At 38.9% G+C, this 24,994-nt stretch carries 21 protein-coding genes; 6 read left to right on the top strand and 15 right to left on the bottom strand.

The features are described from left to right. The first annotated feature begins 158 nt into the window (after positions 1–158). Positions 159–1,397: an ROK family transcriptional regulator gene (locus HME7025_RS02940; protein WP_109322209.1), complete on the top strand. Its 1,239-nt coding sequence runs from the start codon at positions 159–161 to the stop codon at positions 1,395–1,397. Positions 1,398–1,434: 37 nt separating this feature from the next. On the opposite strand, the gene HME7025_RS02935 is transcribed toward HME7025_RS02940, so the two are convergent. Beyond that, entirely contained in the window at positions 1,435–2,634 is a 1,200-nt protein-coding gene (locus HME7025_RS02935; RefSeq protein WP_161956199.1) for a D-alanyl-D-alanine carboxypeptidase, read from the bottom strand. Between the two features lie 149 nt (positions 2,635–2,783). Here HME7025_RS02935 and HME7025_RS02930 point away from each other — a divergent pair, with 149 nt between their 5' ends. Beyond that, positions 2,784–4,172, top strand: a complete 1,389-nt coding sequence (locus HME7025_RS02930; RefSeq protein WP_109322207.1) for a sodium:solute symporter family protein — start codon at positions 2,784–2,786, stop codon at positions 4,170–4,172. Here HME7025_RS02930 and HME7025_RS02925 read toward each other — a convergent pair. Beyond that, positions 4,147–4,587 (bottom strand): NUDIX domain-containing protein, encoded by a 441-nt coding sequence (locus HME7025_RS02925; RefSeq protein ID WP_109322206.1) that lies wholly within the window; start codon positions 4,585–4,587, stop codon positions 4,147–4,149. The two genes, HME7025_RS02930 and HME7025_RS02925, sit on opposite strands and share 26 nt — an antisense overlap. Positions 4,588–4,685: 98 nt before the next feature. Between HME7025_RS02925 and HME7025_RS02920 the strand changes: the two genes are divergently transcribed. Both HME7025_RS02920 and HME7025_RS02915 read left to right on the top strand, forming a co-directional pair. Next, positions 4,686–5,777 carry a Nif3-like dinuclear metal center hexameric protein gene (locus tag HME7025_RS02920; RefSeq protein ID WP_109322205.1) on the top strand — a complete coding sequence of 364 codons (1,092 nt, stop codon included), beginning with the start codon at positions 4,686–4,688 and terminating at the stop codon, positions 5,775–5,777. A 40-nt stretch (positions 5,778–5,817) separates the two neighbouring features. Next, on the top strand, positions 5,818–6,630 hold the full coding sequence (locus HME7025_RS02915) for a zinc ribbon domain-containing protein (protein WP_109322204.1): 813 nt from the start codon (positions 5,818–5,820) through the stop codon (positions 6,628–6,630). Between the two features lie 56 nt (positions 6,631–6,686). Here the strand turns inward: HME7025_RS02915 and accD are convergent, their stop codons facing one another. From accD to HME7025_RS02870, 9 genes are all read right to left on the bottom strand, one after another. Then, positions 6,687–7,532, bottom strand: a complete 846-nt coding sequence (accD, locus tag HME7025_RS02910; RefSeq protein ID WP_109322203.1) for an acetyl-CoA carboxylase, carboxyltransferase subunit beta — start codon at positions 7,530–7,532, stop codon at positions 6,687–6,689. Positions 7,533–7,607: 75 nt separating this feature from the next. After that, positions 7,608–10,235: a T9SS type A sorting domain-containing protein gene (locus HME7025_RS02905; protein WP_109322202.1), complete on the bottom strand. Its 2,628-nt coding sequence runs from the start codon at positions 10,233–10,235 to the stop codon at positions 7,608–7,610. A 101-nt stretch (positions 10,236–10,336) separates the two neighbouring features. Further along, on the bottom strand, positions 10,337–11,761 hold the full coding sequence (locus HME7025_RS02900) for a RagB/SusD family nutrient uptake outer membrane protein (RefSeq protein WP_109322201.1): 1,425 nt from the start codon (positions 11,759–11,761) through the stop codon (positions 10,337–10,339). Positions 11,762–11,772: 11 nt separating this feature from the next. Further along, positions 11,773–14,805 (bottom strand): SusC/RagA family TonB-linked outer membrane protein, encoded by a 3,033-nt coding sequence (locus tag HME7025_RS02895; RefSeq protein WP_109322200.1) that lies wholly within the window; start codon positions 14,803–14,805, stop codon positions 11,773–11,775. A 140-nt stretch (positions 14,806–14,945) separates the two neighbouring features. Then, on the bottom strand, positions 14,946–15,593 hold the full coding sequence (locus tag HME7025_RS02890) for an HAD family hydrolase (RefSeq protein ID WP_109322199.1): 648 nt from the start codon (positions 15,591–15,593) through the stop codon (positions 14,946–14,948). Then, the gene (locus HME7025_RS02885) at positions 15,593–16,357 is read right to left on the bottom strand and encodes an MBL fold metallo-hydrolase (RefSeq protein WP_109324944.1); all 765 of its coding nucleotides are present in this window, start codon (positions 16,355–16,357) and stop codon (positions 15,593–15,595) included. The genes HME7025_RS02890 and HME7025_RS02885 overlap by 1 nt, the downstream gene beginning before the upstream one ends. Positions 16,358–16,370: 13 nt before the next feature. Continuing rightward, entirely contained in the window at positions 16,371–16,739 is a 369-nt protein-coding gene (locus HME7025_RS02880; RefSeq protein ID WP_109322198.1) for a response regulator, read from the bottom strand. A 139-nt stretch (positions 16,740–16,878) separates the two neighbouring features. Further along, positions 16,879–17,385, bottom strand: coding sequence for a DUF2911 domain-containing protein (locus HME7025_RS02875; protein WP_109322197.1), 507 nt, complete (start codon positions 17,383–17,385; stop codon positions 16,879–16,881). A gap of 24 nt (positions 17,386–17,409) precedes the next feature. Further along, positions 17,410–19,653: a DUF5916 domain-containing protein gene (locus HME7025_RS02870; RefSeq protein ID WP_109322196.1), complete on the bottom strand. Its 2,244-nt coding sequence runs from the start codon at positions 19,651–19,653 to the stop codon at positions 17,410–17,412. Positions 19,654–19,835: 182 nt separating this feature from the next. Between HME7025_RS02870 and HME7025_RS02865 the strand changes: the two genes are divergently transcribed. Next, on the top strand, positions 19,836–20,552 hold the full coding sequence (locus tag HME7025_RS02865) for a YebC/PmpR family DNA-binding transcriptional regulator (protein ID WP_109322195.1): 717 nt from the start codon (positions 19,836–19,838) through the stop codon (positions 20,550–20,552). Further along, positions 20,515–21,471, top strand: a complete 957-nt coding sequence (locus HME7025_RS02860; RefSeq protein ID WP_161956197.1) for a hypothetical protein — start codon at positions 20,515–20,517, stop codon at positions 21,469–21,471. The genes HME7025_RS02865 and HME7025_RS02860 overlap by 38 nt, the downstream gene beginning before the upstream one ends. A 17-nt stretch (positions 21,472–21,488) precedes the next feature. Here the strand turns inward: HME7025_RS02860 and HME7025_RS02855 are convergent, their stop codons facing one another. From HME7025_RS02855 to HME7025_RS02840, 4 genes are read right to left on the bottom strand one after another with little or no spacing between them, the layout of a single operon-like run. After that, complete coding sequence (locus tag HME7025_RS02855; RefSeq protein WP_109322193.1) at positions 21,489–22,235, bottom strand: NUDIX hydrolase; 747 nt, start codon at positions 22,233–22,235, stop codon at positions 21,489–21,491. Between the two features lie 11 nt (positions 22,236–22,246). Beyond that, positions 22,247–22,903: a GDSL-type esterase/lipase family protein gene (locus tag HME7025_RS02850; RefSeq protein WP_109322192.1), complete on the bottom strand. Its 657-nt coding sequence runs from the start codon at positions 22,901–22,903 to the stop codon at positions 22,247–22,249. A gap of 2 nt (positions 22,904–22,905) precedes the next feature. Continuing rightward, the gene (locus HME7025_RS02845) at positions 22,906–23,898 is read right to left on the bottom strand and encodes a Gfo/Idh/MocA family protein (RefSeq protein WP_109322191.1); all 993 of its coding nucleotides are present in this window, start codon (positions 23,896–23,898) and stop codon (positions 22,906–22,908) included. 10 nt (positions 23,899–23,908) lie between these two features. Next, positions 23,909–24,991 carry an aminotransferase class V-fold PLP-dependent enzyme gene (locus HME7025_RS02840; RefSeq protein WP_109322190.1) on the bottom strand — a complete coding sequence of 361 codons (1,083 nt, stop codon included), beginning with the start codon at positions 24,989–24,991 and terminating at the stop codon, positions 23,909–23,911. Positions 24,992–24,994: the final 3 nt, after the last annotated feature.

The following is a 24,994-nucleotide window of genomic DNA, read 5'->3' as shown; positions in this document are numbered from 1 at the left end:
AGACTCGATTCAATTTCATTCATGACTTAACCGATTGATTTTCACAAGTTTTATACCAGATTTCTATGAATTGTTTATATTTAGTTAAACTTTAAACATAATTTTCTAGAAAAAGATCAATTAAGCATTTAGTTCAATCCATTTATACGCCTAAAACTATGTCAGATTTGTCGAAATCAATTTCTGAAAGTGATCATGAAGAAAAAGAATCTGTTGTTGACCTAAAAAAGAATAAACTTAAAAGAAAGCTTCTTCAACATCTTTACACACATGGTAGCTTTACTATAGCTCAATTGTCCAAACACTTACACACGAGTGTTCCGTCTGTAACCAGTTTGATTGAAGAATTAATCAAAGAAAAATGGCTCGTAGAAATAGGCCCTGCTGAAGTTCAGCTTGGTCGAAAACCTGCTTTATATCGACTCAATCCCCACGAAAGGTATGTTTTGGCGATAGATATGAATACCTATGCGAGTAAAGCTTATATATTGAACTTACAAAACGAGGTGATCTTTAGTCAAAAAATCGCCGTTGTCATCGAAAATAAACCCATTACAGATTCCTTAACCAAGGAAATACTAAAGGTTCTTCAATCTGCTTCTTGTCAAATAACAGACCTTGAGGCCATCAGTATTTCCATGCCCGGCCTTATCAATCCTAAAACGGGTATTAATTATACCTATCCTAATCTTTGCAAGGAGGGTAAAAGTCTACCTAATGAACTTAAAAATTTACTCCATGTTAACACGTATGTTAATCATGACACGAAAGCAATCACCTTAGGGGAACATTATTTTGGCCTTGCCCAAAATATCGAACATGCGATTACGGTTAACATGGATTGGAATGGCGTGGGCTTTGGCTTATTGGTGAATGGTCAAGTAGTACTGGGTGAATCTGGATTTGCAGGAGAGTTAGCTCACATACAAGTAAGACCACAGGGTGAATTATGCTATTGTGGGAAAGTGGGATGCTTAGACACCGTTACCAAAGCGTCCTATTTAGTTAAGAGAATCAAGGAACTTATTCAAGAAGGCCATGTTTCATTATTGGCTAATGAGAATTTCGAAAAAATAGACATTGAAATGGTCATTGATGCGGCTAACCGCGGAGATGAATTAGCCATTGATTTATTACAGGACATGGGGCATGAAATGGGAAAGGTGCTTGCCATCGCTGTTCATTTGTTAAATCCCAAAACCATCATTATTCATGGTGTATTAGCCAATGCTGGTAAGTTTATTAGCAATCCAATCGAACAAGCTATCTACAAATATTGCCTTGCGGATTATAAAGAAAATCTACACGTAGAAATTTCGCAACTGGGTGAAATGGCCAAAATATTGGGATTGCAGGCCTATGCCATCCATATGATTCTATCTGAAAACAATGATTAAATAATACCAGGTTTAACCAAAAAAGGACGACTATCTTTTAGTTCAAGACATTTAAAAACTCCAAAATTTGTTTTTTATTGACACTCACTGATTGATTGGCCAAATTGGTCATGATAGTAAACAAATACAGCTTACCCTGAGCGTTTTGGTAATAGCCCGACAAGTTATACGTATTACCAAAGGATCCCGATTTAGCCCAAGCATGGGATTGAGGGTTAGTCAATTTCATCGATTTTAAAGTCCCTGATTTACCCAATTCTGGTAAAAGAGACTTCCATTCTGATTCACTTAATTTTTCCTGCAAATGCTGTAAAATGAGTATCAAATCTTTCGGACGAAATAAATTATACCGAGAAAGACCTGAACCATCCACCCATTTCACATGCTTTAAAAACTCAAATCTAGGCTCCTGTACCAATTTACTAATGATTTGGCTTGTTGGGCCATTCCATCCTCTTTGAGCTGCCATCAAATAAATCAATTGCTCGCCAATCATATTATCACTGTTATGAAGCAAAGGGACTAACAAACTATCTAATTGGGCAGCATAAACCAATTTCGATTGAAGTGGATTGCGTTGGATAGCTCGGTAATAAACAGGTTTATGCAAGGTATCTGACAACAATCTCGCAGTAAGCTCAGGTGAAGTTAGGTATGGAATGGTGATGCTTTTGGGAGAGGTTTTGGCTTCTGGGGCAGGAAGATGAAATTGATTACTCAATCGATCCCGTGAAGCATCTTTATCCGATGTGATACTTACACTAGATTGAAAACGCAAGGGATGAACTTTCCACGCATTCCCCAGATTCGTAAAATGTGCTAAATTCTCATATAGTGGCAGAGATGAAATTTCAGCCGCATAATAATCTTGATAATCATCCCATGCCCAGCCTGCACCTTGCGGAAGTGTTAACTTGGCGTCATCTGCATAGACTAAACTTTTGTTAGAAGCTTGTAAAAAATTCAACAAAGACCTATTCCTTAATTTGGTATGTAAGGTTGACGGATCACCTGTTCCCCAAAAATACAAACTATCTCCTTGCTCTTGATAGGCAAAAGCAGGCACAGAATCCGGTAAAATCGTTTTGGCTAAGAGTAAAGTCAATAATTTGGCATTGGATGCAGGCATAAAATACTGATCCGCCTGTTGGGAAAACACTACCTTACCCGACTGTTCTTGAATGAGAATACCTGTATGTAATTGATGGAGTCCTGAATGCACAAAAGCCTTTTTCATCTTGACCGATTGACAAGAACTAAAAAACAAGCAAGCAAGGAAAAACAATAAATAAGCGGGGTATTTATGGTTCATTCTATATAGATACGACTATTGATATTGGAAATGCATAAAGAAAATTACGTATTTTTAAGCTCATTCTATTCAACATGTTAATCGCATTTGTACTTTTTTATTTGGCATTGAACTTGGCAGTGGGCTGGTGGGCGAGTAAAAAAGTACATACTACCCAAGATTTTGTCTTGGCCGGTAGAAACCTTCCCTTTGCATTGGCTACCATGGTCACCTTTGCTACTTGGTTTGGATCTGAGACCATATTGGGTGCGCCTAGGGAATTCGTACATGGGGGAGTTTTATCGATCATTGAAGAGCCATTTGGTGCAGCCTTAGGTTTGGTTATTGTGGGAACAATCTATGCCCGTAAATTATACCCACTAAAAGTGTTGACATTTAGTGATTATTTCCAACAAAGGTTTGGCCATTTCTCTGAAAAACTTTCTGCCATCGTGATGGTTCCTTCCTATTTTGGTTGGATATCGGCACAGCTAGTGGCTTTGGGATTGACCTTGCATTTACTTTTACCAATTAGTACGGAATGGGGAATCGTATTCGGTGCACTCTTAGTCATGACCTATACCTTGCTGGGAGGCATGTGGTCTATTTCTATTACTGACTTTCTACATAACATCATCCTCATCATTGGATTGGCATTTTTAGCTTTTCTACTATATCAAAAAACACCCGATGTAGGTGCCATTATTGAGCGTCAAAATGATAATTTCTTCCAATTCACTCCTCAAAAACAAGATGCCACTTCTTGGCTTACTTATCTCGCCGCTTGGATTACCATCGGTTTAGGGTCTATTCCTCAGCAGGATATATTCCAGCGAGTGATGTCAGCCAAATCAGCACATGTGGCAGGGATAGCTAGTTTTTCAGCAGGAATCATGTATTTAAGTGTCGCTATGCTCCCTTTACTGATTGCTTTTTTGGGAGTAAGTTTATACCCGAGTCTATTGTCGGACGACATGCTATTAATTCCCCATTTGGTTATGAAATTCACGCCAACGGGAATACAAATCTTATTTCTGGGGGCATTGCTTTCAGCTTTATTAAGTACCACCAGTGGAGCTATTTTGGCCCCAGCTTCTGTATTAGGAGAAAATTTAATCAAACCGATGATGAAGCATCCTTCCGACAGAAAGGTCTTACAAATCATACGACTATCTGTCGTATTGGTTACTTTCTCATGTATTTACATGGCTGTCAAAAGGCAAAATATTTTTGAATTAGTAGGAGAATCTTCGGCATTTGGTTTGGTTTCCCTTTTCATCCCGCTCAATGCAGGATTATGGTGGAAAAAGGCCAGTTCAATGGGTAGTCACCTAAGTATGATCTTGGGACTAGGAGTTTGGGGGTATTTTCAGTTTATAGCTCCCTCTGAAATTCCTTCCATTTGGCCAGGTCTAGCAGCGAGTTTGTTTGGATTACTCCTTGGAACGTATGTATGGCCTAATCCACCCAAGGCTGCTGAATAGCCCCTACATATTCCCCTTTTTTTTGCAAGAAAACCAAATCTTGTAAAGCCACCCCAACGTTCGGGTATAAATGAAGACTTGCTAGCTGGGAGATAGGAATCCAACATATTTCTTGAGCCGTTGTTTCATGAGCTTGCAATATGGGAATTCCAGAAACAATACTCCCTTCAAATAGTATGTGTAAGGCACTTTTTTTATCTTCTTTACCTGGTATTTCACCCATTAAAAGCAGCTTACCAACTTCTACTTCCACGGCTAATTCTTCTCGACACTCTCTAATAATGGTTTCTGTGAAAATTTCTCCTGGATCTGGATTTCCACCTGGAAAATTATACACCATTCCTGAGCCAAATTGGTAGCGCATTAATAATACATGATCATTTTCCATGATCACAATGGCTGGTCTACATCGCATACGTTTAAATCAATTAGATAGGGTTCATCTGCTTAAATATAGCCATTTTTTTCAAAGCTCCCGAAAGAATTTTACCTTTGGTATACTAAAAAAAGAATATGAAGCTTGCAGACGTTTGCCGGAGTATGGAAGAGTGGGCCCCTTTAGCTTGGCAAGAATCCTATGATAATGCAGGATTATTGGTAGGAGACCCTACTATGGAGGTAAAAGGTGTATTAATTAGCCTAGATTGTACTGAAGAGGTGGTCGAAGAAGCCATCCAAAAAGACTGCAATGTGATTATATCCCACCACCCCATTGTGTTCAAAGGTTTAAAATCTTTGACAGGTAAAAATTATGTGGAAAGGACTGTGATTAAAGCCATTCAACATTCTGTAGCGCTTTATGCATCTCATACCAATTTAGATCATGCCCCTAAGGGAGTTTCATATCATTTAGCTCAAAAATTAGGCTTGGCTGGCAAGGTCCTTTTACCTGCTGAAAATGCACTAAAACAAATCAGCTATTATGTTCCAGTAGAAAATCAGGAATCTGTACGCGAGGCTCTTCATGCTGCGGGTGCTGGAAATATTGGAGAATATTCGGCTTGTAGTTTTGCCTCGGAAGGTATAGGAAGATTTACCCCATCGAATGAGGCAAATCCTGTAATAGGCCAACGAAGCATAGCGACTGATGTGAAAGAAGTGAAAGTGGATATGATTTTCCCTACTCATCTAGAATCTACGATACTTCATGCATTGAAAAAAGCTCACCCATATGAAGAGGTGGCATATTTTATTCATTCCTTATCCAATCGCTGGAATGAAGTGGGAGCAGGTTTTATAGGTGAATTAGACAAAGCTATGTCGGGTGAGGACTTTATTCAATGGGTAAAGAAATCGTTGGATTTAACAGCTATAAGGCATACTCCAATATTGAGTAAGAAAATCAAGAAAGTTGCGCTTTGCGGAGGAGCTGGCAGCTTTTTGATTGCTGAGGCGAAACGACAAGGTGCCGATGCATTCTTGACGGGTGATTTAAAATATCATGAGTTCTTTGATGGGGAAAATAGCTGCATGCTTTGTGATATAGGGCATTATGAATCCGAAGTTATGATAAAGGATGCCATCCATACTTATTTATCAAATATTTTTAGTAATTTTGCCGTTCTGAAAAGCGAGACCTTGACCAATCCGGTCAGGTATGCATAAGAATTAAGAGAGTTAGACACTTTCAAACGTAATAATAATAATGGCTACAGCTACCGAAACTACGATTGCCCAAAAGTTAGAAGCATTATTAAAGCTTCAGACCATTGATTCAGCCTTAGATAATATCAAGAAAGTTAGAGGTGATTTACCCGAAGAAGTACGTGATTTAGAGGATGAGATCATGGGTTTAGAGACTCGTTTGTCTAAATTCCAACAAGAAATCGCGTCTTTTGAAGAGCAAATTTCTAACTACAAAAATTCTAAAAAGGATTCTGACAAGTTAATTGTGAAGTACAAAGAGCAACAAATGAACGTGCGTAACAACCGTGAATTTGAAGCTATTTCGAAAGAAATTGAACTTCAAGGATTAGAAATGGAGATCGCTGATAAGCGTATCAAAGAAATTGATTTCAAAGTTTTGAACAAAAATGACGAAATCGCTTCTGTTGAATCTACTTTGTTTGAACGCAAAAAAGATTTAGAGCAAAAGCAAAAAGAATTAGAAGTGATCATCAACGAAAGTGAAGAAGATGAGCAAAAGGCGATGAAAGATCGTGAGAAAGCTTTGAAACTAGTTGACCCACGTTTATTTAAGTCTTACGAGAAATTACGCGATAACGCTCGCAACGGTTTAGCCGTGGTGATGGTGAAGCGTGGTGCTTGTGGTGGATGTTTTAGTTCTGTACCTCCACAAAGACAAACCGACATCAAAGACAAAAAGAAAATCATCGTGTGTGAGCACTGTGGTCGTGTTTTTGCCGGAGTGGAAGATGTTATTCCTCCTCCAGAGAAAGAAAAGAAAAGCCGTAGCAAGGCAGCGGCTGCCGCACCTGCTGCTCCAGCTGCTGAATAAATAAAAAAGTCTCCCGAAAATTTCGGGAGACTTTTTTTATGATGATTGAATTGGGATTACTTCTGCAGCATGCCCAATAAAGAAGTCAATTTATCTTTTAGGTCTTTACGATCTACGATGAAATCCAAGAATCCGTGCTCTAATACAAAATCAGCACTTTGGAAACCCTTCGGCAAATCCTTACCAATAGTCTCACGAATCACACGCGGTCCCGCAAAACCAATTAATGCTCCTGGTTCTGCAATATTAAAGTCACCTAGCATAGCGAAGGATGCTGTTACACCACCTGTAGTAGGATCGGTCAACAAAGAGATATAAGGAATCTTCGCTTCATCTAGCAATGCCAAACGAGCCGAAGTTTTGGCCATTTGCATTAAAGAAAAACCAGCTTCCATCATACGAGCACCACCTGAACGTGAAATCATCAAGAAAGGTTGCTTGTGTTCCAAAGAATAATCAATGGCTCGAGCTATCTTCTCCCCAACAACAGAACCCATGGATCCTCCAATAAAACTAAAATCCATTGCCGCTACGGTGATAGGCATGCCATTCATCTCTCCATAAGCAGAACGAACAGCATCTTTTAAACCCGTCTTTAACTCGGTAGCTTTTACTCGATCAGGATAATTCTTCGTATCCACAAAATTCAATGGATCACCTGAACTCATTAGGGCATCTAATTCGGTATAACGAGTTTGATCAAATAGCAATTCAAAATAATCTTGAGAACCTATTTTCTCGTGGTAATTGCAATTGGAACAAGTATAAGCAAATAAACGATGTTCTCTTGTATGGATGGCCTTCTTACAGGAAGGACATTGATACCATAAACCATCTGGAGCTTCTCTTTTGAATTCGGTAGGAGTTTGAATTCCCTTATCTTTTCTGGTAAACCAAGACATATTTTCTTTTTTATAAAGGACTGCAAAGATAATTAAAAAGAGGTGGCATGGAAAACTAATTCCCTATTTAGATGTTTATTTCAACAAAAATACTCGTTTCACCCATTGTTGTTTTTCGGTCTTAACAATGCAAAAATAAGTCCCCGTTGGCCAATTTCCTGCCTCTATCTCCCTATCTAACATAGAACCGCCTACGTTTACTCGATCTTGATATACAACTCTTCCTTGTAAATCAACCACATGTAATTCTACGGTTTGACCCATTTGTTCTAAAGGCAACTGCACTCTAAATAATCCTTGGCTTGGATTTGGTCGAATAAGTAATCCAGTAGCTTCAGTACCATTTTCTACTGCTAGAACCAATTTAGATGGTGTGACCGCCTGAGCACCTTGGATATTTAAATTATCAATGGCCCATCCCCATCCGTAGGCGCCGATGTCGGAATGTAAGCGGAATCTCAATAAAACCTTATCCCCTGGATTAAATTTCCCTGAACCTAATATATCAATTTCTCTTTTTTGAAATAAGGTAGCCGTTCCTTTGAGCGTGGAATTCCCGTTTTTATCTACATTCGTTCCTGTCCAAGCTTTTTGCCATTCCGAATAATCATTGGAATCCCATCCATCACGTAAATTATTCCAAGTAAGGCCACCGTCCTTTGAACCTTGAACAATCACATAATCATAAAAAGAACGATTCACCGTGCCATCGGCATTTAAGAATGAGGTACCAGTTGTCTCTGCCGTTTCCACCAAAACTACCTCATCAAAAGTAATTCGAGCGGTATCAGCACGAACGATAATCGGTTTCAATAAAATCGCATCATTATTTGTGAATTTATCTGAACCTCCAGAATTATCGTAGGATTCTTCTGAACCATTGGCATATGGATGTTCACTATTCAAACCTAGAGAAGTAAAATTAGTAGGTTGATTGATGGCAAAACCTTTCAAATAAAAATCAGCAGTCGGTTTATTTTCAAAATCCGTTTTATAGGTATTGACAGCATCCATGGAGGTCAAGACCACAAACTCATAGTTACCTGTAGCGGGGAAATAGACATAATTGGCAATTTTAGCCTTGTCTTTCACAACCACTCGGTATTTAATGATATCTCCGGCCTTAATCTGACCAGTCGCAAAGTTAAACGCTCCATTATAACTGAATGCATCTGCCGTAGAACGAATAAATCCTGATTTAATCACAGCACCTGAACCGATGCTATATTCCAAATATACTGTATCTATACCAATATTATCGTTGGCCAATAAGGTTGGTAAATTGATTTTGGTTTGATTGGAAAAAACATATTTCAGTGGATTAGAATAAATCGCTACTGGCTTTACAGTATCCTGTCCAATCGTAAACTTATAATAACTTGAGGTGGTAGTACCCGCAATCAGTGGGGCTTGTGCGGGTGTGGTAAATTTCTTTCCACTTGCTTCTTCAGCTGACCAATAATACGCGATGGTTCTTAATTTGGTGTCTTTAGGCAAAGTATAGGAATAGCTCGTTCCAGACAAGGTTAATGGACGAGAAGTCGCAGTTTGAATAGTACCGTCGGTAGAAAGCATCAATTTCAGCGAATTGGCTTTCACGATGGTATCCGAATATACATTAACTGTAAATACATAATCCTTGGTAACATCCTCCGTATCGGTAAACAAATCGGCAGTGGGTACAATGCTGGAAGAATACCATCCAAAATCATTGAATGCTGCAGGTACGATAGTTCCCAGCTCACGAGTTATTTCTCCCTTAGCAATACTAGGTGTCATTAAGGCATTAGGGTCCTTAGGGCGGTATTTAGAGGCATCTACGTGATAGATAGAAGACCCCTGTGTATAGGTAGTAGGCGCATATAATTTTGCTTTCTCTTTATTGTTAGCTGCCAATAATTTGGTTGTGCTTAAGAACAAATTTCCCGATGTTAATTGCGCTTTTAATTCGGGAGAATCATTTTTAAAATTAAGGGTATCTGTCAAACTAAGACCCGAACCATTGACCATAAATTGATCAAAAATACCTGGATAAATGTAATAGGCTGTTGAATTATCTACCGCCACTTGACCAATAAATCCTAGACCATGACCAAATTCATGTAAAACTACTGAGTATAAATCAATCTGATTGATGGTTGGGACTCCATCCAATCCTTTGTACCAGTTGGCATAATCCGCATTAAAATTAGCTACGATATCAAAATCTGTCCCATTCAGGTTTTTATGAGCCATTTTTTCGGCTAAAGCAATGGGATAATAAGTGTTCACTTTGGCCGCGCCAGGGAAATTACGAACGTTTGCCGTAGCACCTGCACTTCCTAAAACATTGGTTGCTAAGCTTCTCCAGCGACAAAGCACCTTCACTTCAACATCCGAATTTAATATGGCAGCCCATGATTCGGCAGCTTTTTCAAAAACGGCTCTCACATCGGCAGGAGGTGGAGTTTCAAAACTTAAAGTGAATTTAGCCGCACTGGCAGAAGTTCTATTTTGGGTACTTTTACTTTCAATATTCTTTTTTCTTACCCAGTCTTGCATCTCTTGGGTATAGCCCTCAGGAAGTTCACGCTTGATTTTAGTGTATTCAGGAGTGTATTCATCAATCATTTTACCTGGAATGATATCCATTTTATGATGTTGAGAATAACCTAATTGCCAGCTACCCAGCACTCCTAATATGATGTAAAGAAATTTCTTCATAAGTGGTATTAATTCCTAAATATAAAGATGTTCTGCTAATATATTAATCAAAAAAGTCCCACTGATGGGGACTTTTTCGATTAACACACAAAATACGTCGATTAATAATTCGGATTTTGTTGAATATTAGAGTTAACACGTAATTCATTACTTGGTAGAGGTAATTGCAAACGGTAATCTGTAGCAGCTAAAGACAAGAAACGAGCAGGAGTACCTGTTCCATCTGCTTTATCACCTCGAGAAGAACGAGAAATTCCGTTTCCTTTACGTTTCAAATCAAACAAACGGTGACCTTCGAAAGCGAATTCCAAACGACGTTCTAAATCGATGGCCGTTTTCAAAGCATTACCAGATTCTGAAAAATTACCTGCATCAAAATCCGTATAACGATTTTTACGTAAGTTATTCAAAGCAGTCAAGGCTTCCGCATTTTTACCTAGATTAGCCAATGACTCTGCTAAATTTAACCAAACCTCCGCTACGCGAATCACCTTAGAATCTGTTACGTTGGCATTACCCGTAGCTCTTCCAAACCATTTAGCAATCGAATTATAAGGCTGACCATTGAAAGTCGTCAAACGAACAGAAGCTGCCGTTCTCACATCATTGGCTTTGAAAGATTGTAAGAATAAATGATCCACCACATATTCATTACGAACACCAGAAGCTGAACTTTGGCTGTATTCTACACCTGGAGTGATACGGTCTTTATCAACAATCTGCAATTTTAACAATACGCCCGTATTCACGGCATCTGTCCAAATTCTAGCATAATCAGCCAAAGCTCCAGGATTAGAGCTTAATGCTAATGAACGAGTAGCAGCATCCGCTGATTCTTGCCATTTACCTTCATAAAGATAGACACGAGATAATAGAGCAGAAACGGCTGCCTTGTTGAAACGATAGATACCATTAGCAGAACCAATAGCTGCCTCAGCGGCTTTCAAATCTGTTTCAATCTTACTGAAATTGGTTTTAACAGATTCTCTACTTGGTTTCAATGTAGCATCGGTTGATGTCACGTAAGGAACCCCTAAGTCGGTATCTGATGCTTGAGTATAAGCTTTTCCATACAAACGAACCAAATCAAAGTGAGCCATAGCGCGGAAAGCTAGCGCCTCTGCTTTGTAATTCTCTTTGGATGTTCCCGCAGGTAAACGATCAATATTTTCCAATATGGCATTGGCGCGACGAATACCTGTATAAGCCGTAGCAAACAAGCCCCAAGTTCCATCAGCTGTATAACGCCATTCATGGAAAGAAAGATTCGATAAACGACCTGTACGTGCTACTAGGACATTGTCCGATAAAATATCGGGTAAACTTATCATGGAACCTCCATAATAAGAGCCTCCTAAAGCTGAGGCATACATACCTCTGACTGCGTTGGCAAAATCAGAATCAGATTCAAAAGCTTGTGCGATGGTTGCTGAGTTATATGGTCCCAGTTCCAATCCTTTTTCACAAGAGCCTAGTCCCACTAGGCAAACACTGCATATCGCTAGAATGAATTTTTTCATTTTCATGTCTCTACTAATTAAAATGTGATATCTAAACCTACGTTGACCGTTCTAGTTTGCGGATATGAATAAGCCGCAAATAAACCTTGAACTGTTCCTCCAGTACTCTCAGCTTGACCAAATCCAACTTCTGGATCTCCCTTAAACTCTGGAGCCCAATAGAACCAGTTTTGCGCTTGAGCATATACACGTACCGACTGCATTTTGGCTTTCTTTACCCAGTTGTTAGGCAAATTATAGGCTAAGGTTACGTTACGTAGACGGATATAATCTCCTTTTTGTAAGAAGCGATCAGAAGAGAAAGATTGATACAGATTACGTGGATCAGGCAATACATTTACATCTCCTGCTTTTTTCCAATAATTCAAGGCATCTACAGCCTGATTTTGATATACATTCTCTCCATCAGATGTCAAATCTTGCCATCTGAAGTTCATGATATAATGGCCCCCTTGATATACCGCATCAGCAGATAAAGTAACTCCTTTGTACGTTACCGTAGTTCCTAAGCCTCCAAAATACTTGATTTGACGAGATTTACCACTTAAAATAACGGCATCTCCTGCGCTCCAAGTTTCTGTGCTTGATCCATTTTTATCTAAATAAATAGGTGCACCTGTTTCTTTGTTAACACCTACATAACGATTTAGATAATATACGTCGATAGGCTCACCAATTTTCAATTTAGAAACACTACCAGAACGGTTTAAGTTATCTTCTGTCAACTCCACCACCTTGTTATTGTTGTTGGTAAAGTTCGCCGAGATATCCCAGTACAAGTCTTTGGTTTGGATAATCTTATAATTTAACGTCAACTCCAAACCTGCATTTTCAACAGCTCCCACATTTTCAGTTCTACTAGAAAAACCCGTTGTAGAAGAAACTGGACGGTCAAATAATAAGTTAGACGTTTTCTTTTGGTAGTAATCCACAGAACCTGTCAACTTGTTTTTCAACAATGCAAAATCTATTCCAATGTTAGCAGAAGCTGATTTTTCCCAAGTTAAATTAGAGTTAGGTAATTGAGAAGGAAAAGTAGCTGAGGTAGTACCATAACTAGAATAACGATACAAACCTAAGGAAGTATAGTTACCAATACGATCATTACCTGAAGTACCATAACTAGCACGCAACTTCAATTGATTCACGAAAGTTAAGTCTTCCATGAACGCTTCTTTGGAGATTTCCCAACCAGCACTCACTGATCCAAACAAGCCGTAACGATTATCTACTCCAAAACGAGAGGAACCATCGCGACGAATCGAAGCATCTAAGAAATAGCGTTGATTGTAATCATAACCCACACGTCCAAATAAAGAGAATAATGTCCAATCTGTTCTGGCTGATGTAGCTGAAACTGGAGTAGAGGCATTGTCTTGAGTACTTACTTTACCATTAGGAAAACCTTTGGTACTGAAAGAGAAAGAACGGTAATTGTCATTGGTATACTCAACACCAGCCAAAGCACGAACGCTGTGTTTATCATCAAAGGTATTCGTATAATTAATCGTGTTAGAAAACACGTAGTTGAATGACTGATAACCATTATCTGATTTAGAGCCACGAGCAGCTGGGTCACCCACATACTGATCTAAGATGGAGTTAGGCTTGATGTAAGACTCACGGTAATAATCTACCCAAGTTACCCCAGCTTGTGATCTAAATTCAAAGTTTTTCACTGGAGTTAAGGATATATAAGCACTTGAAATACCTGTGTTAGTTGTTAAGCTTTCCGGGTTATTTTCCAAAGCTTCTGAAATTGGGAAACCTTGATGTGTTAGGTTATAAGTCCCATCATCTAAACGCTCTGGCTCGTAAGGATTGTATGCATATATAGCAAATGCCGGGTTCTGTGCATTGTAACGGTCACGAATTTCATTGGTCTTAATATTAGAGAAATTGATATTCGTTCCAATCTTGGCCCAATTATTCGGTTTGAATTCCACGTTTACACGACCTTGTTTTCTCCATAAGTCAGATGCTAATTTGAAGATACCTTCGTTGATCTGATTTTCTAAGGATAAATTATAGGTAAACATATCACTTGCCCCACTCACACCTACGCGGGTTACTTGGTTCATTCCACGACGTAGCAAAGTATTGAACCAATCTGTTTTTTTAGATTCCAAAGTCGCCCAAACTTTATCCAACTCAGCCTGTGTAGCACTGGCTGGGCTTGTAATTCCTGCTGCATCAACATATTCATTGGCATAATCTAAGTCTCTTTCATATTCCAATTTTTGACGCATATTCATCATTTGGAAATTGTCAGGAGTCTTTTCGTTGATACCATATGAAGTTGAAACAGTCACTTTGGCATTTCCTTTTTTACCTCTTTTGGTTGTTACTAAAATAACCCCATTGGCTCCACGTGAACCATAAATAGCAGCAGAAGAGGCGTCTTTTAAAATGGAAATATCTTCAATATCATTTGGATTCAAAGAGCTCAAAACGTTCACGCTTCCTATAACCCCTTCGCTATTAGCAGTTGGCACACCATCAATCACCACTAAAGGTTGAGCACCGGCTGTTAAGGTTCCTTCACCACGGATACGTATAAACGCAGGCGCACCTGGGCGACCATTTTGAGCGGTTACTTGAACTCCAGCAGCTTTTCCTTGCAATAAATTTTCAAAGCTAGTTACTGGCTTATTTTCCAATGCCTTGGAAGATACATTCACCTGAGCTCCAGTTAAATTTTGCTTTTTAGCTGTACCATAACCGATGACAACAACTTCATCTAGGCTGGCTGCTTCTGGCACCAAGGATACATTTATAACCGACTTGTTGCCTACAGGTACATCTTGTCTTGCAAAACCCACAAAACTGAAGGATAAAACGGCATTCTTTCCAGGAACGGAAAGACGGTAGCTACCATCACTACCTGTGGTAATTCCACGTGAGCTTCCTTTGATGGAAACGCTCACTCCTGGCAAGCTTGCTCCATCTTCTGATGAGCTAACTTTTCCAGAAATAACTTGGTCTTGGGCAAGCACTGGAACTATCCAGAACAGCACCAATCCAAGGCTGAATAATAATTTTCTTTTCATAAGGGAACGTTTTTGATGAATTAATTATTAAAATAAGGAACAATGATGATTAACCATTTACGAACGTAAAGGTTTTGAAAATTAGGAAATATCCTAATTTTACCCAAGAAAATTTAGATTAATCTAAAAAAAGAGAATTATTATTTGGTTTGAATCAAATCCAGAAGCCCCTCGAAATTGGGTACTTGGATTTGGGTATGAGCCAATTCTGCTGCGGTATGGGATGTGGTCATACCAACTACTTGCATGCCAGCAGATAAGCCTGCTTGAATCCCTTGAAGGGAATCTTCTACCACCCAGCAGTTGGCATATGTTACTCCTAATAAATCAGCGGCTTTCAAATAAATTTCAGGGTCAGGCTTCCCTTTTTTCACTTCTGCCCCTCCTACTATCGCCTGAAAAAAATGACGAATCCCTAGACCATCTACAATAAAATCAATATTTCCTTGACCAGCTGAAGTAGCCAAAGCACAAGCAATACCTTGCTGCTTCAATCCTTCCAAAAAGGAAATTAAACCTGGGGCAGCCTTGCGATGTGCAGCATAAAACTCCCGATAAATAGCTTCCTTTTTTTCCTCTAAATGTTCTATCTCTGCCAAAGACATCTCGCGACCATAAAACCACTCAAATGTATCTTTGGAATTCATCCCATTGAGCTCTTGATAAAATACTTCACGAGTTAATGGAATCCCATGTTGCTCGCAAAACAACAACCAAGCATCAACGTGGTAAGGTAAATTATCTACCACCACTCCATCCATATCGAGTAAAACAGCTTCTACAGGCATTATGATAAACTTAATTGAAGGCCATCATAGGCCAAATAAACATGTGGGGGTAATTCTTTTTGTACTTCTGCATGCAGACCCATCTGATGACTGATATGGGTAATATAAGCGCGCTCAGGCTTTACTTTCTCTATTATCTCCAAAGCTTCATCCAAGGTAAAATGAGAAATATGGGACGTTTTCTTGAGGGCATTGATCACCAGCACTTGTGAACCTTTTACTTTTTCCAATTCCTCTTCAGAAATATAATTGGCATCTGTGATGTAGGTAAAATCTCCGAAACGAAAACCGAACACATCCAACATGTAATGACGAACTAAAATAGGTTGGATTTTCACCCCTTGAATTTCAAACACCTGATTCGTGATGGGGAATGTTTCTATTTCGGGAACTCCTGGATATTTATTATCTCCGAAGGCATAGGCAAATTCCCTTTTAAGCTGTTCAATTACACTGACCTGAGCATACAAGGGAATACTGGATTTTTGAACATAATTAAATCCCCGCAAATCATCCATGCCGGCCGTATGGTCTTTATGTTCATGAGTATAAATCACCGCATCTACGTGCTTTATACTTGCCCGTAACATTTGCTGCCGAAAATCAGGACCCGTATCAATGATAAAACTTTTTCCTTGGGTTTGAATGTGCATAGAAACTCGCAAACGCTGATCATGTTGATCAGAGGAAGTACAAACTTCGCAAGAACAGGCTATCATGGGTATCCCCTGTGAGGTACCCGTACCCAAAAATTCTACCGAGATCGGCGACATGCCGTTATTCTGTTAATGCTTTAACTTGAGATACAAGTGCATCAAAATTCAAAGGCTTAGCTAAAAAATCATTGAATCCAGCTTCCTTGAAATCCTCCATGCTGTAATTTCTTGCATTACCAGTGATAGCAATCATAGGAATGTTGGATTTAGCTGAATCTGCTAAAGCACGAACCGCTCTTGCACATTCCATTCCATCCATGACAGGCATGTTAATATCCAAAAGAATGATATCAAAATCAGCTTTGGCTAATTCGTCTAACACTTGTTGTCCATTCTTTACTGCATGAATTTCAAAGTTTTGAAACTCTAATATCTTTCTAGCTAAATTTTGAATGACCGAACTATCCTCTGCAATCAATACTTTTTTCATAACACAATCTTGTTAAAATGGCTTAGGGGCACATGCCCATAATGGGGTAAAAATAACCAAAGCATTGAGGAATTCAAATGAATTTTTGACATAAAAAAAGCGAACCTGTTTGGTTCGCTTAAATTTTAATTCATTTACCCTATTTCACATAGAAGGAAACAGAAGTTTTATCCCATTCTAAAGTCACTTGGCCTGTCTCTGTAACACCGATGTTAAATTGCTCGGTCATGGCATGCTCACTAGGTTTAGCTGTAACTCGTAAAGCATCTTGATCTGCTTTATAGGTGTAAGCTCCCCACATTTTTGACTCTTTATTGAAAATAATGGTCCACTCCGTTGGACCTGGGATGGATAACAAAGAATATACACCTTTGGCTAAAGGCTTGCCTTGAACTACGACATCTTTCGAAAATTCAATGGTTGTAGCTTCATTAGCTCCCGTTCTCCAAACCTCACCATATGGCACTAAGGCTTTTTGTTCTTTGGTTCCGAATACTAAGCGTCCTTTAACAGATGGTTTAGCATATTTAATCAAAACCTGAGTAGTACCCACTTTTTGAGAGGCTACTGCTGGAGGGGAAGCGGGGCTTTGAGCTAAAGCTCCAAAACTTAAAATACAAGAAAGAATAACAAGAAGTTTTTTCATGGTTGTGTTTGTTAATTTTTAGACCTACAAATTAAGCCAATAATTCAATTTTAACACTATGGAACGGTTTCTTATATGAAAATTCTCTGGTAAATAATTGTCGGTATAAACCAAGAAGAAATCCGAAGCTGGCTTGTAACGCCATTGTAAACGAGCGTTAAGATTCATGTTCTTGGTTTGTTGATTCAACTGAAAGAAGGTTGTGAAAAACAATTTATTAGTAAAGGTGATGTCCACTTTTGGTCTAATAATCCAAAATTCAGAGGCTGAAATGATTTTAGTAGTGCTTCCATCTGCCTGCGTAACGGGCACTTCCACACCCCAGATATTATTGTAATCCACTGCCATGGAAATCCCCACATGCGGTTGAAAACGATAACCTAATTCTCCCGTAATACCCGTTCTATTTCCATTACCATAATATCCTCCAAAACGAGAAGTGACAGAATAAGTAAACAATTTGATTGGAGAGGATGTGTAACCCAAACCTACTGAACGCCAAGTATGTTCAGACCCCTTTTTCTCAGGAATATTTCCCATACGCGTTGGGTCGAAATCATATAATAAACGAACATAATCATAGCCATGAAAAGCCGAGAAGCTCGCCTGATCTTTCATTTTTCCTTCTAAAGCTATGTAGGTGGTATTATCTGTCAAACCTCCTGAATTATTCCAAAAGCTTAAGCTATTCAAACGAATTTGAGCATAAAACAACTTACTGGTTTTACTCTTTGGATAAAAGATTTTTCCTACTTCTGGGTTAATATTGGTATAATTAACACGAGGTACATACCCTACTTCTGGATTATAACTATCTCCTACCCACTGATGCTTCCAACTCACGATCCAATGATTGTCTTTATACGCCAATGAGGCTGCATGAGCAAAATTATTAGCTTTGGCATCTGGGCTAATCGATTGATAATAGAATACTTTTCCTGTCCAGAAATTGTTGGAAGAGGCTAAATTATATTCCACACCAATATTTCTATTGAATTCGGCAAAGCCATTTTGACGTTGTAATTCGGTATCAATGAACGACTGCTTGTTGATCATAAAAATACCGATATTAGAGCGAGCAAATAATTTTCTTTGCAGGGCCACCATGGAATAATTTTGGGTGGGTACGCCCTTATCATCAATTCGCTGAGATTGTACATTCAACAAACCAATTCTCCAGTCATTGGTTAATTTACCACTCACTCGAGCTCCGTAAGTGATAGGTGTTTGTTCATAAATTCCTGTTCTGTTATTTAATGCTAAACCAATCCTGCGAGAGAAAAATGGACGAATGGTTTCCGTTCCAAAGCCGTCAAATAAATCCGAGTTTTCAATAAAAAATTGACGTTTCTCTGGATAAAATAATTCAAAACGATCTAGGTTGGTTTGCTGACGATCCACATCCACTTGAGAGAAATCGGGATTAATCGTCAGGTCCATGTTCATACTTGAACTTAAAGCTACTTTGATATCCCCTCCAATCTGCTTTCTAAAACTAGTGGGATCTTGGGCTTCATAATTGCTAGTTACACCTGATAATACATAAGGAATAACCGAAATATTTTGCTTAGGTGTTGGAGGTGGCGTTTCCCATAATAAAACCCCAGAATAGGCTAAAGAGGCCGTAGGGAATTGTCGTGGTACCGGCGCCCAAGCCGATTTTTCTTTCGCTTGCAAGTCCAATCGACTAAAATTAATTCCCCAACGAGTGCTATTGTTTTTGTATCGAATGGACTTAAATGGAATAGCTGCTTCCCAGATCCAAGATTCTTTATTGTAGGAAGTGGAAGACTCCCATTTATTATCCCAGTTTAGGTTTACTTTGGCCCCTTCCGACATCTGTCCGTCCCACTGTGCACCAGCAGCATTGGCTCCAAAAGAAAAACCGGTGGTTTTATCATCGAAAGTATCGATGAAAACAAGGAAATTATCATTAATACCAAAACTGAAATCACGCTTCAAGGATTCCACCACATAACGTGATTGATCTTTCAGGAAACATTCGGCTGAAATATAGAGGTATTTATCATCATAGGTCATTCGAACGTCCGTACGGACATTGGAACAAAGTGTATCAGTAGGATTACACATAACAAAATCACTTACCTTGGCGGCCTCCAACCAGGCCGCTTCATCGAGCTTGCCATCCATTTTAAGGGAACCTTTGGCAGGCTTAATAAGCATTTGAAAAATTTCGTTTCGTTTGGCTGTTTGAGCTAGAGATGAAAATGTAGTAAGCGTAAATAATAAGAGAAGAAGTCGCTTCATAAAAATGGTTGTCGTGAATCAATTAACTGCAATTTAGCCAAATTAAACGGAAGCTTAGGTAGGTCTTGTAGGGCAAGGCCTTGAAGATGATGTAAATAATTCTAGAGTTTTTTTATTTCTATCGACAAAAATCCTTTTGCTTGTTTTATTTTTGTAGCTAGTATTAATTATCGCAACGAATTATGGGAAGAGCTTTTGAATTTAGAAAGGCAAGAAAGTTTAAACGCTGGGGTCAAATGGCCAAAACGTTTACAAAAATCGGTAAAGACATTGTTATTGCTGTAAAAGCAGGTGGAGCAGATCCTACAGGAAACTCTCGTCTAAGGGCCATCATTCAGAATGCCAAGGCAGTTAATATGCCAAAAGATAATGTGGAACGTGCCATCAAAAGAGCCGTTTCTAAGGATCAAGAGGATTATAAGGAAATAGTTTATGAAGGATATGCCCAACATGGTATTGCTATATTAGTGGAAACCACAACGGATAACATCAATCGTACAGTAGCTAATATTCGCTCTTCGTTTACTAAATGCGGAGGTAGCTTGGGTACTCAAGGAATGTTGGATTTTATATTTACCCGCAAATCGGCTTTCAAGATTGCAGCTAAGCCTGAGATCGATTTGGAAGAGCTCGAGTTTGAATTGATTGATTTAGGAGGAGATGAGGTGTTTTTAGATACAGAAACCAATCAAATTAATATTTATGGAGAGTTTACCGCATTTGGCGCTATTCAAAAGTACTTAGAAGAAAAAGGGTATGAATTATTAGGGGCCGATTTTGAGCGGATACCTAATGAGACCAAAGAGTTAACAGACGAACAAGTGGCGGACGTTGAAAAATTAATTGAACGATTGGAAGAAGATGATGATGTTCAAAACGTTTACCACAATATGGGTTAAACCAAGCATTAAAAAGCACCTAGTGATAGGTGCTTTTTATTTGTTCTCATCATTCACCCTATCCGGGCAGATTCCAAGTTATCAATTTAAAAAAATAAGGGGTGTCAATCCGACAGCTCAACTGTATTTTCAAAAGCAGCTTTTAAGCCATAGTACTACTGCTGACTTTCAATTACATGTTCAGGTAAAAGAATTTGATTTTTCTTCGAAGGAAACGTTCCAATTTCAAGCCGAAATATATGTAGATCGAGACTCCATCATAGGCCCTCAATTACTGTATACCTATAAAATCAGTTTCAAAACCCAAGGATTTAAAAGCAAATCAGCTCATTGGGAAGAAATGGCGAAATTAAGCTCTCAAAGTCTACAATCGCAATTTGCCACCTGGTGGAAAAACAATTGGGATAAAGACCCTCATTTAATCCAAGAAGTAAGAGTAGAATTTTTACCTGATTATGTCCCCAAGAAGTTGGACCTAGATACCCTGTTCTATGGCCAAAAGAAATTGGATTGGAGCGATTTTGTGGCCAAACCATATCCTGGTTCTCGGTTTGCCGCACAAATATTTAGCAATTTTGAATACCATGCAGCTCCTCGCATAGAGCGAGGAATCCTTTTTCTCCCTATACAAGTAAAGGTGTATATGCTTCGCTCATCTTCTTGGAAAAAAGAAAATCTTCCAGATAGGGCCCTTGACCACGAGTCAACCCATTTCAATATTACCCAAAAAGCTGCCAATCTATTTAAAGAACAAATCCAACAAAAGAAATTAAGACCTCTTTGGTATGAAAGCGAGCTGCAATGGTGGTTTTTGGATGCTTACCGCTGGATGAATAGCACACAAAAGCTATACGATAATGATACGCAGCACGGCATCCAAGTAGCAGAACAGGAAATCTGGAATAATAAATTTAAATAGTTAGATAACCGTTTAAATTAAAAATCAGATTCAGAAAGATAAGCTTTAGCTTTCTTCTCATCAAATCGATATAAATAGGGTGCTTTATGGGCTCCTCCTAGGTAGCGCTTTTCTAAGCGGACCAAAATATCCATACTTAAAATCTTCCTTTGGAAATTGGTACGCACCAATTTTTTACCCAAAATGGTCTCATAGACTTGTTGCAATTCCGACATGGTAAATGTCTCTGCCAATAGATTAAAGGCTAATAATTTTTGATCCAAAGACCAACGCAACCTTTCTAAGGCTTTATCAATAATAGCCCGATGGTCCAAAAACATAGAAGGAATATCATGAATATCGGCCCAAGAGAACTGATCCGACATTTGGTCTAAATTGACATTAACTTTAGAGAAGTCCACCAAGGCATAATAGCCAATCGAAATATAGCGATCTGAAAGGAATGAAGTATCTACCCGAGTTTCTCCGATTTGTTCTTGAATCTTCTCATGCTGCTTGATGGCATCGTGATTCCTTTTAACATCGCCAAAAGTATAAAACTGCTCCAGATAAATATCTTTCAAGCCTGTTCTTTCAAACAATACCCGGCTAGCGGCCTGATCAATGTCTTCACTGGATTTAACAAATCCTCCTGAGAGTGACCAAACCGTCGTATTTTTAAATTTCAATAAAAGTACCTTCAATTGATTTTCGTGAAATCCAAAGATCACGCAATCCACTGAAATATGAGGCAACCAATTCGCTCCTGAATAATTTTTCACCATAAACCTACTATTTAGGGATGCTTTTGAATAAATTCATGAATTTGCTTCACAAATAGTTGGTATCCCTTTTCATTCAAATGCAAGCGATCCGCAACAAATATATCGTCCATTAAACTGCCATCAGCACGGAAAAAAGGGCTTTGCATATCAATATAAAATCTTCCTTTTTCTTTGGCTATAATTTGCTGAATCCGACCGTTTAAATCTTTTTGCTTATCTAACATGGCAATACGGGCTAAACTAGGTCTAGCAGCTATAAAAACCAATTTTGTGTTAGGTAATTTCTCTTTCAAACGCTTGGAAAACTCCACAAATTCTTGGGCAATAAACTCGGGACTTTGTCCTTTGGCCAAATCATTATCTCCTTCATACATAAATACCCAAGCTGGTTGGTATTTAAGTACCATACGATCAAAATAATATAAGGCTTCTTCTAAGGTAGAACCGCCAAATCCTCGGTTGATGGATGGATATGCCGCCATATCTTGGTTGAAACTTTTCCAAAGGCGAAAACTGGAACTCCCGAAAAATAATCGAAGATTTTTTGCTGGCATAGCAAGTGAATCCTGTGATTCGTATGCCTTAATTTCCTTTTCAAATTTGTCGATTTGTGCCCAAAGGCCTGTGCTGGATAACAGCAACAAACCTAGTAATAAGTGTTTTTTCATACTTATTCGTTAGGATAGACTAAGCCTATCTGTTTTCTAATTTCATCTAATAATCCCATTAACTCCTGACTAAACTGATGTGTCATCCATTTGTTTTCTAATCGGCCTGCTCGTAAATCAGCTTGAACTGCCTCCGCCTCATAGGAATAGCCCCATCCTTTGCGTTCGCATTCAAACTCTTCTACTTCACCTGACTCTAAAGTTACTGTAATTCCAAAGGTTTCATGAAAACGAGAATGCATCATTATTTTACCTTGACTACCATAAATTGTGCAAGTGGTATCAGTTTGAGCTGCTAAAGTAGAAAACAAAGTTGCCGTAGCACCACTTTCATAGCTTGTCGCAATGGCACAATTCATGTCGACTCCCGTAGGTGCCATAGTACCTGTGGCTAGCAACGTTTTAGGTTGTCCTAACAACAATTTGGAAATAAATAAGGGATATATACCAATATCCATCAAAGAACCTCCAGTTAAAACGGGGTTGAATAAACGACTTTCCACATCGTATTCTGCTTTAAAGCCAAAGTCGGCCGCCACATGACGAATTTGACCAATCTTACCTGACTCGATAATGTCTAATACTTTTGCTACAGATGGATGAAATCTTGTCCATAATGCCTCCATTAAAAACAAGTTCTTTTCCTTTGCTTTTTGTATCATTTCTGAGACTTGTCTGCCATTCACAGCAAATGCCTTTTCGCATAAAACAGGTATTCCAGCTTCTAGACACAATAAAGTATGCGCATGATGTAAACCATGGGGCGATGCCACATATACCACATCAATCAAGCCACTGGAAAGCATTTCTTCATAAGAACCAAATGCCTTTGAACCTGGATAGTGTGACGCGAATTCTTCCGCACGATGGATATCTCTAGAGGACACAGCAGTCAGTTGAGCATCTGACACAAAAGCTAAATCATCGGCAAATTTACGTGCGATTTTTCCGCAGGCAAGTATGCCCCAACGAATGGAATTTCCAGGATTAATCATTTTCTTCTAATTAAATAGAGTTCAAGGTTTGTATCAATGCCTCTACCTGTTCACTTGAAACGGCAGGGAAATTAGCAATTCTTATTTGTGTTTCTTTCATTTTGCCATATCCTGCACCCACTACCATGCCTGAGGCATTTTTCACTTTTTGAATGACAGTCCCAGCTGCTTCTTGGCAATTCAAAACAACTACGGTTTGTGAACGATGTGATTCATTCTCAACAAAGGCCTCAAAACGATCCGATTTCTTAGCAAAATCATAGAGTGCTTTCGCCTTACGGTCCGTTTCTTTACGGATTTGATCCACACCAATTCGGTTGAAATCTTCAGCCACTTTACCTAAGACATAAATCCCCATCACATTGGGAGTTTCAGGCGTTTCAAACTTCTTATAATTCTCCCAAAGACTTGGCAATGAATGGTAAGTTCCAATCACACCTTCGTGCTTTTTCATTCTTTCTGCTTTCTCGAGCATGGCTTCATTGGCAATCCAAACACCTAAACCTGCTGGCATACCAAAGGCCTTTTGAACAGAAAAAAATGCAGTATCTACTAAATTAAAGTCGAGGTTAGTATAAGGAGCTGAAGAAACCATATCTACAGCCAAAAACTTATCCTTATTCGCTTTCTTTAATTTATGTATTTCTTGTGAACGCATTTGCACACCGGAACTGGTTTCATTGGCAGTAGCACAAATCAACTCGGCATACTCAGGCACATCCACATCAGCAGCATCAAAACCCTCACCAAATGGCTTATGCGCTGCATGGGCATATTTGTGCAACTCTTGAGCAAAATCAAAAAACTTCCTTGAAAAAGAACCATTCACTAAGTGGAAACACTCATGCTCCACCGTATTCATGATGATACGTTCCCAAATTTCTGTAGCAGACCCCGTAAAAAGGATGGCATTGTTTTGTTTGGGTAAATTAAACAACGTCCTCAATTGCTCATCGGCATGTTGGTATATCTTCCTAAACTGGGCTGAACGATGCGAAATGGAACCAATGGACAAGCGAAAAGCCTCCTCATAATGTCCTTGAACAGTAGGATAAAGTGCCGCTGGGCCAGGGGTAAAAAATACGGGCTGCATCAT

This window comes from Aquirufa nivalisilvae (assembly GCF_003143535.1).
In the GTDB taxonomy this organism is placed as follows: domain Bacteria; phylum Bacteroidota; class Bacteroidia; order Cytophagales; family Spirosomataceae; genus Aquirufa; species Aquirufa nivalisilvae.
The sequence above is the reverse complement of the archived record's forward strand: the minus strand, read 5'-3'. Positions and strand labels throughout refer to the sequence as shown.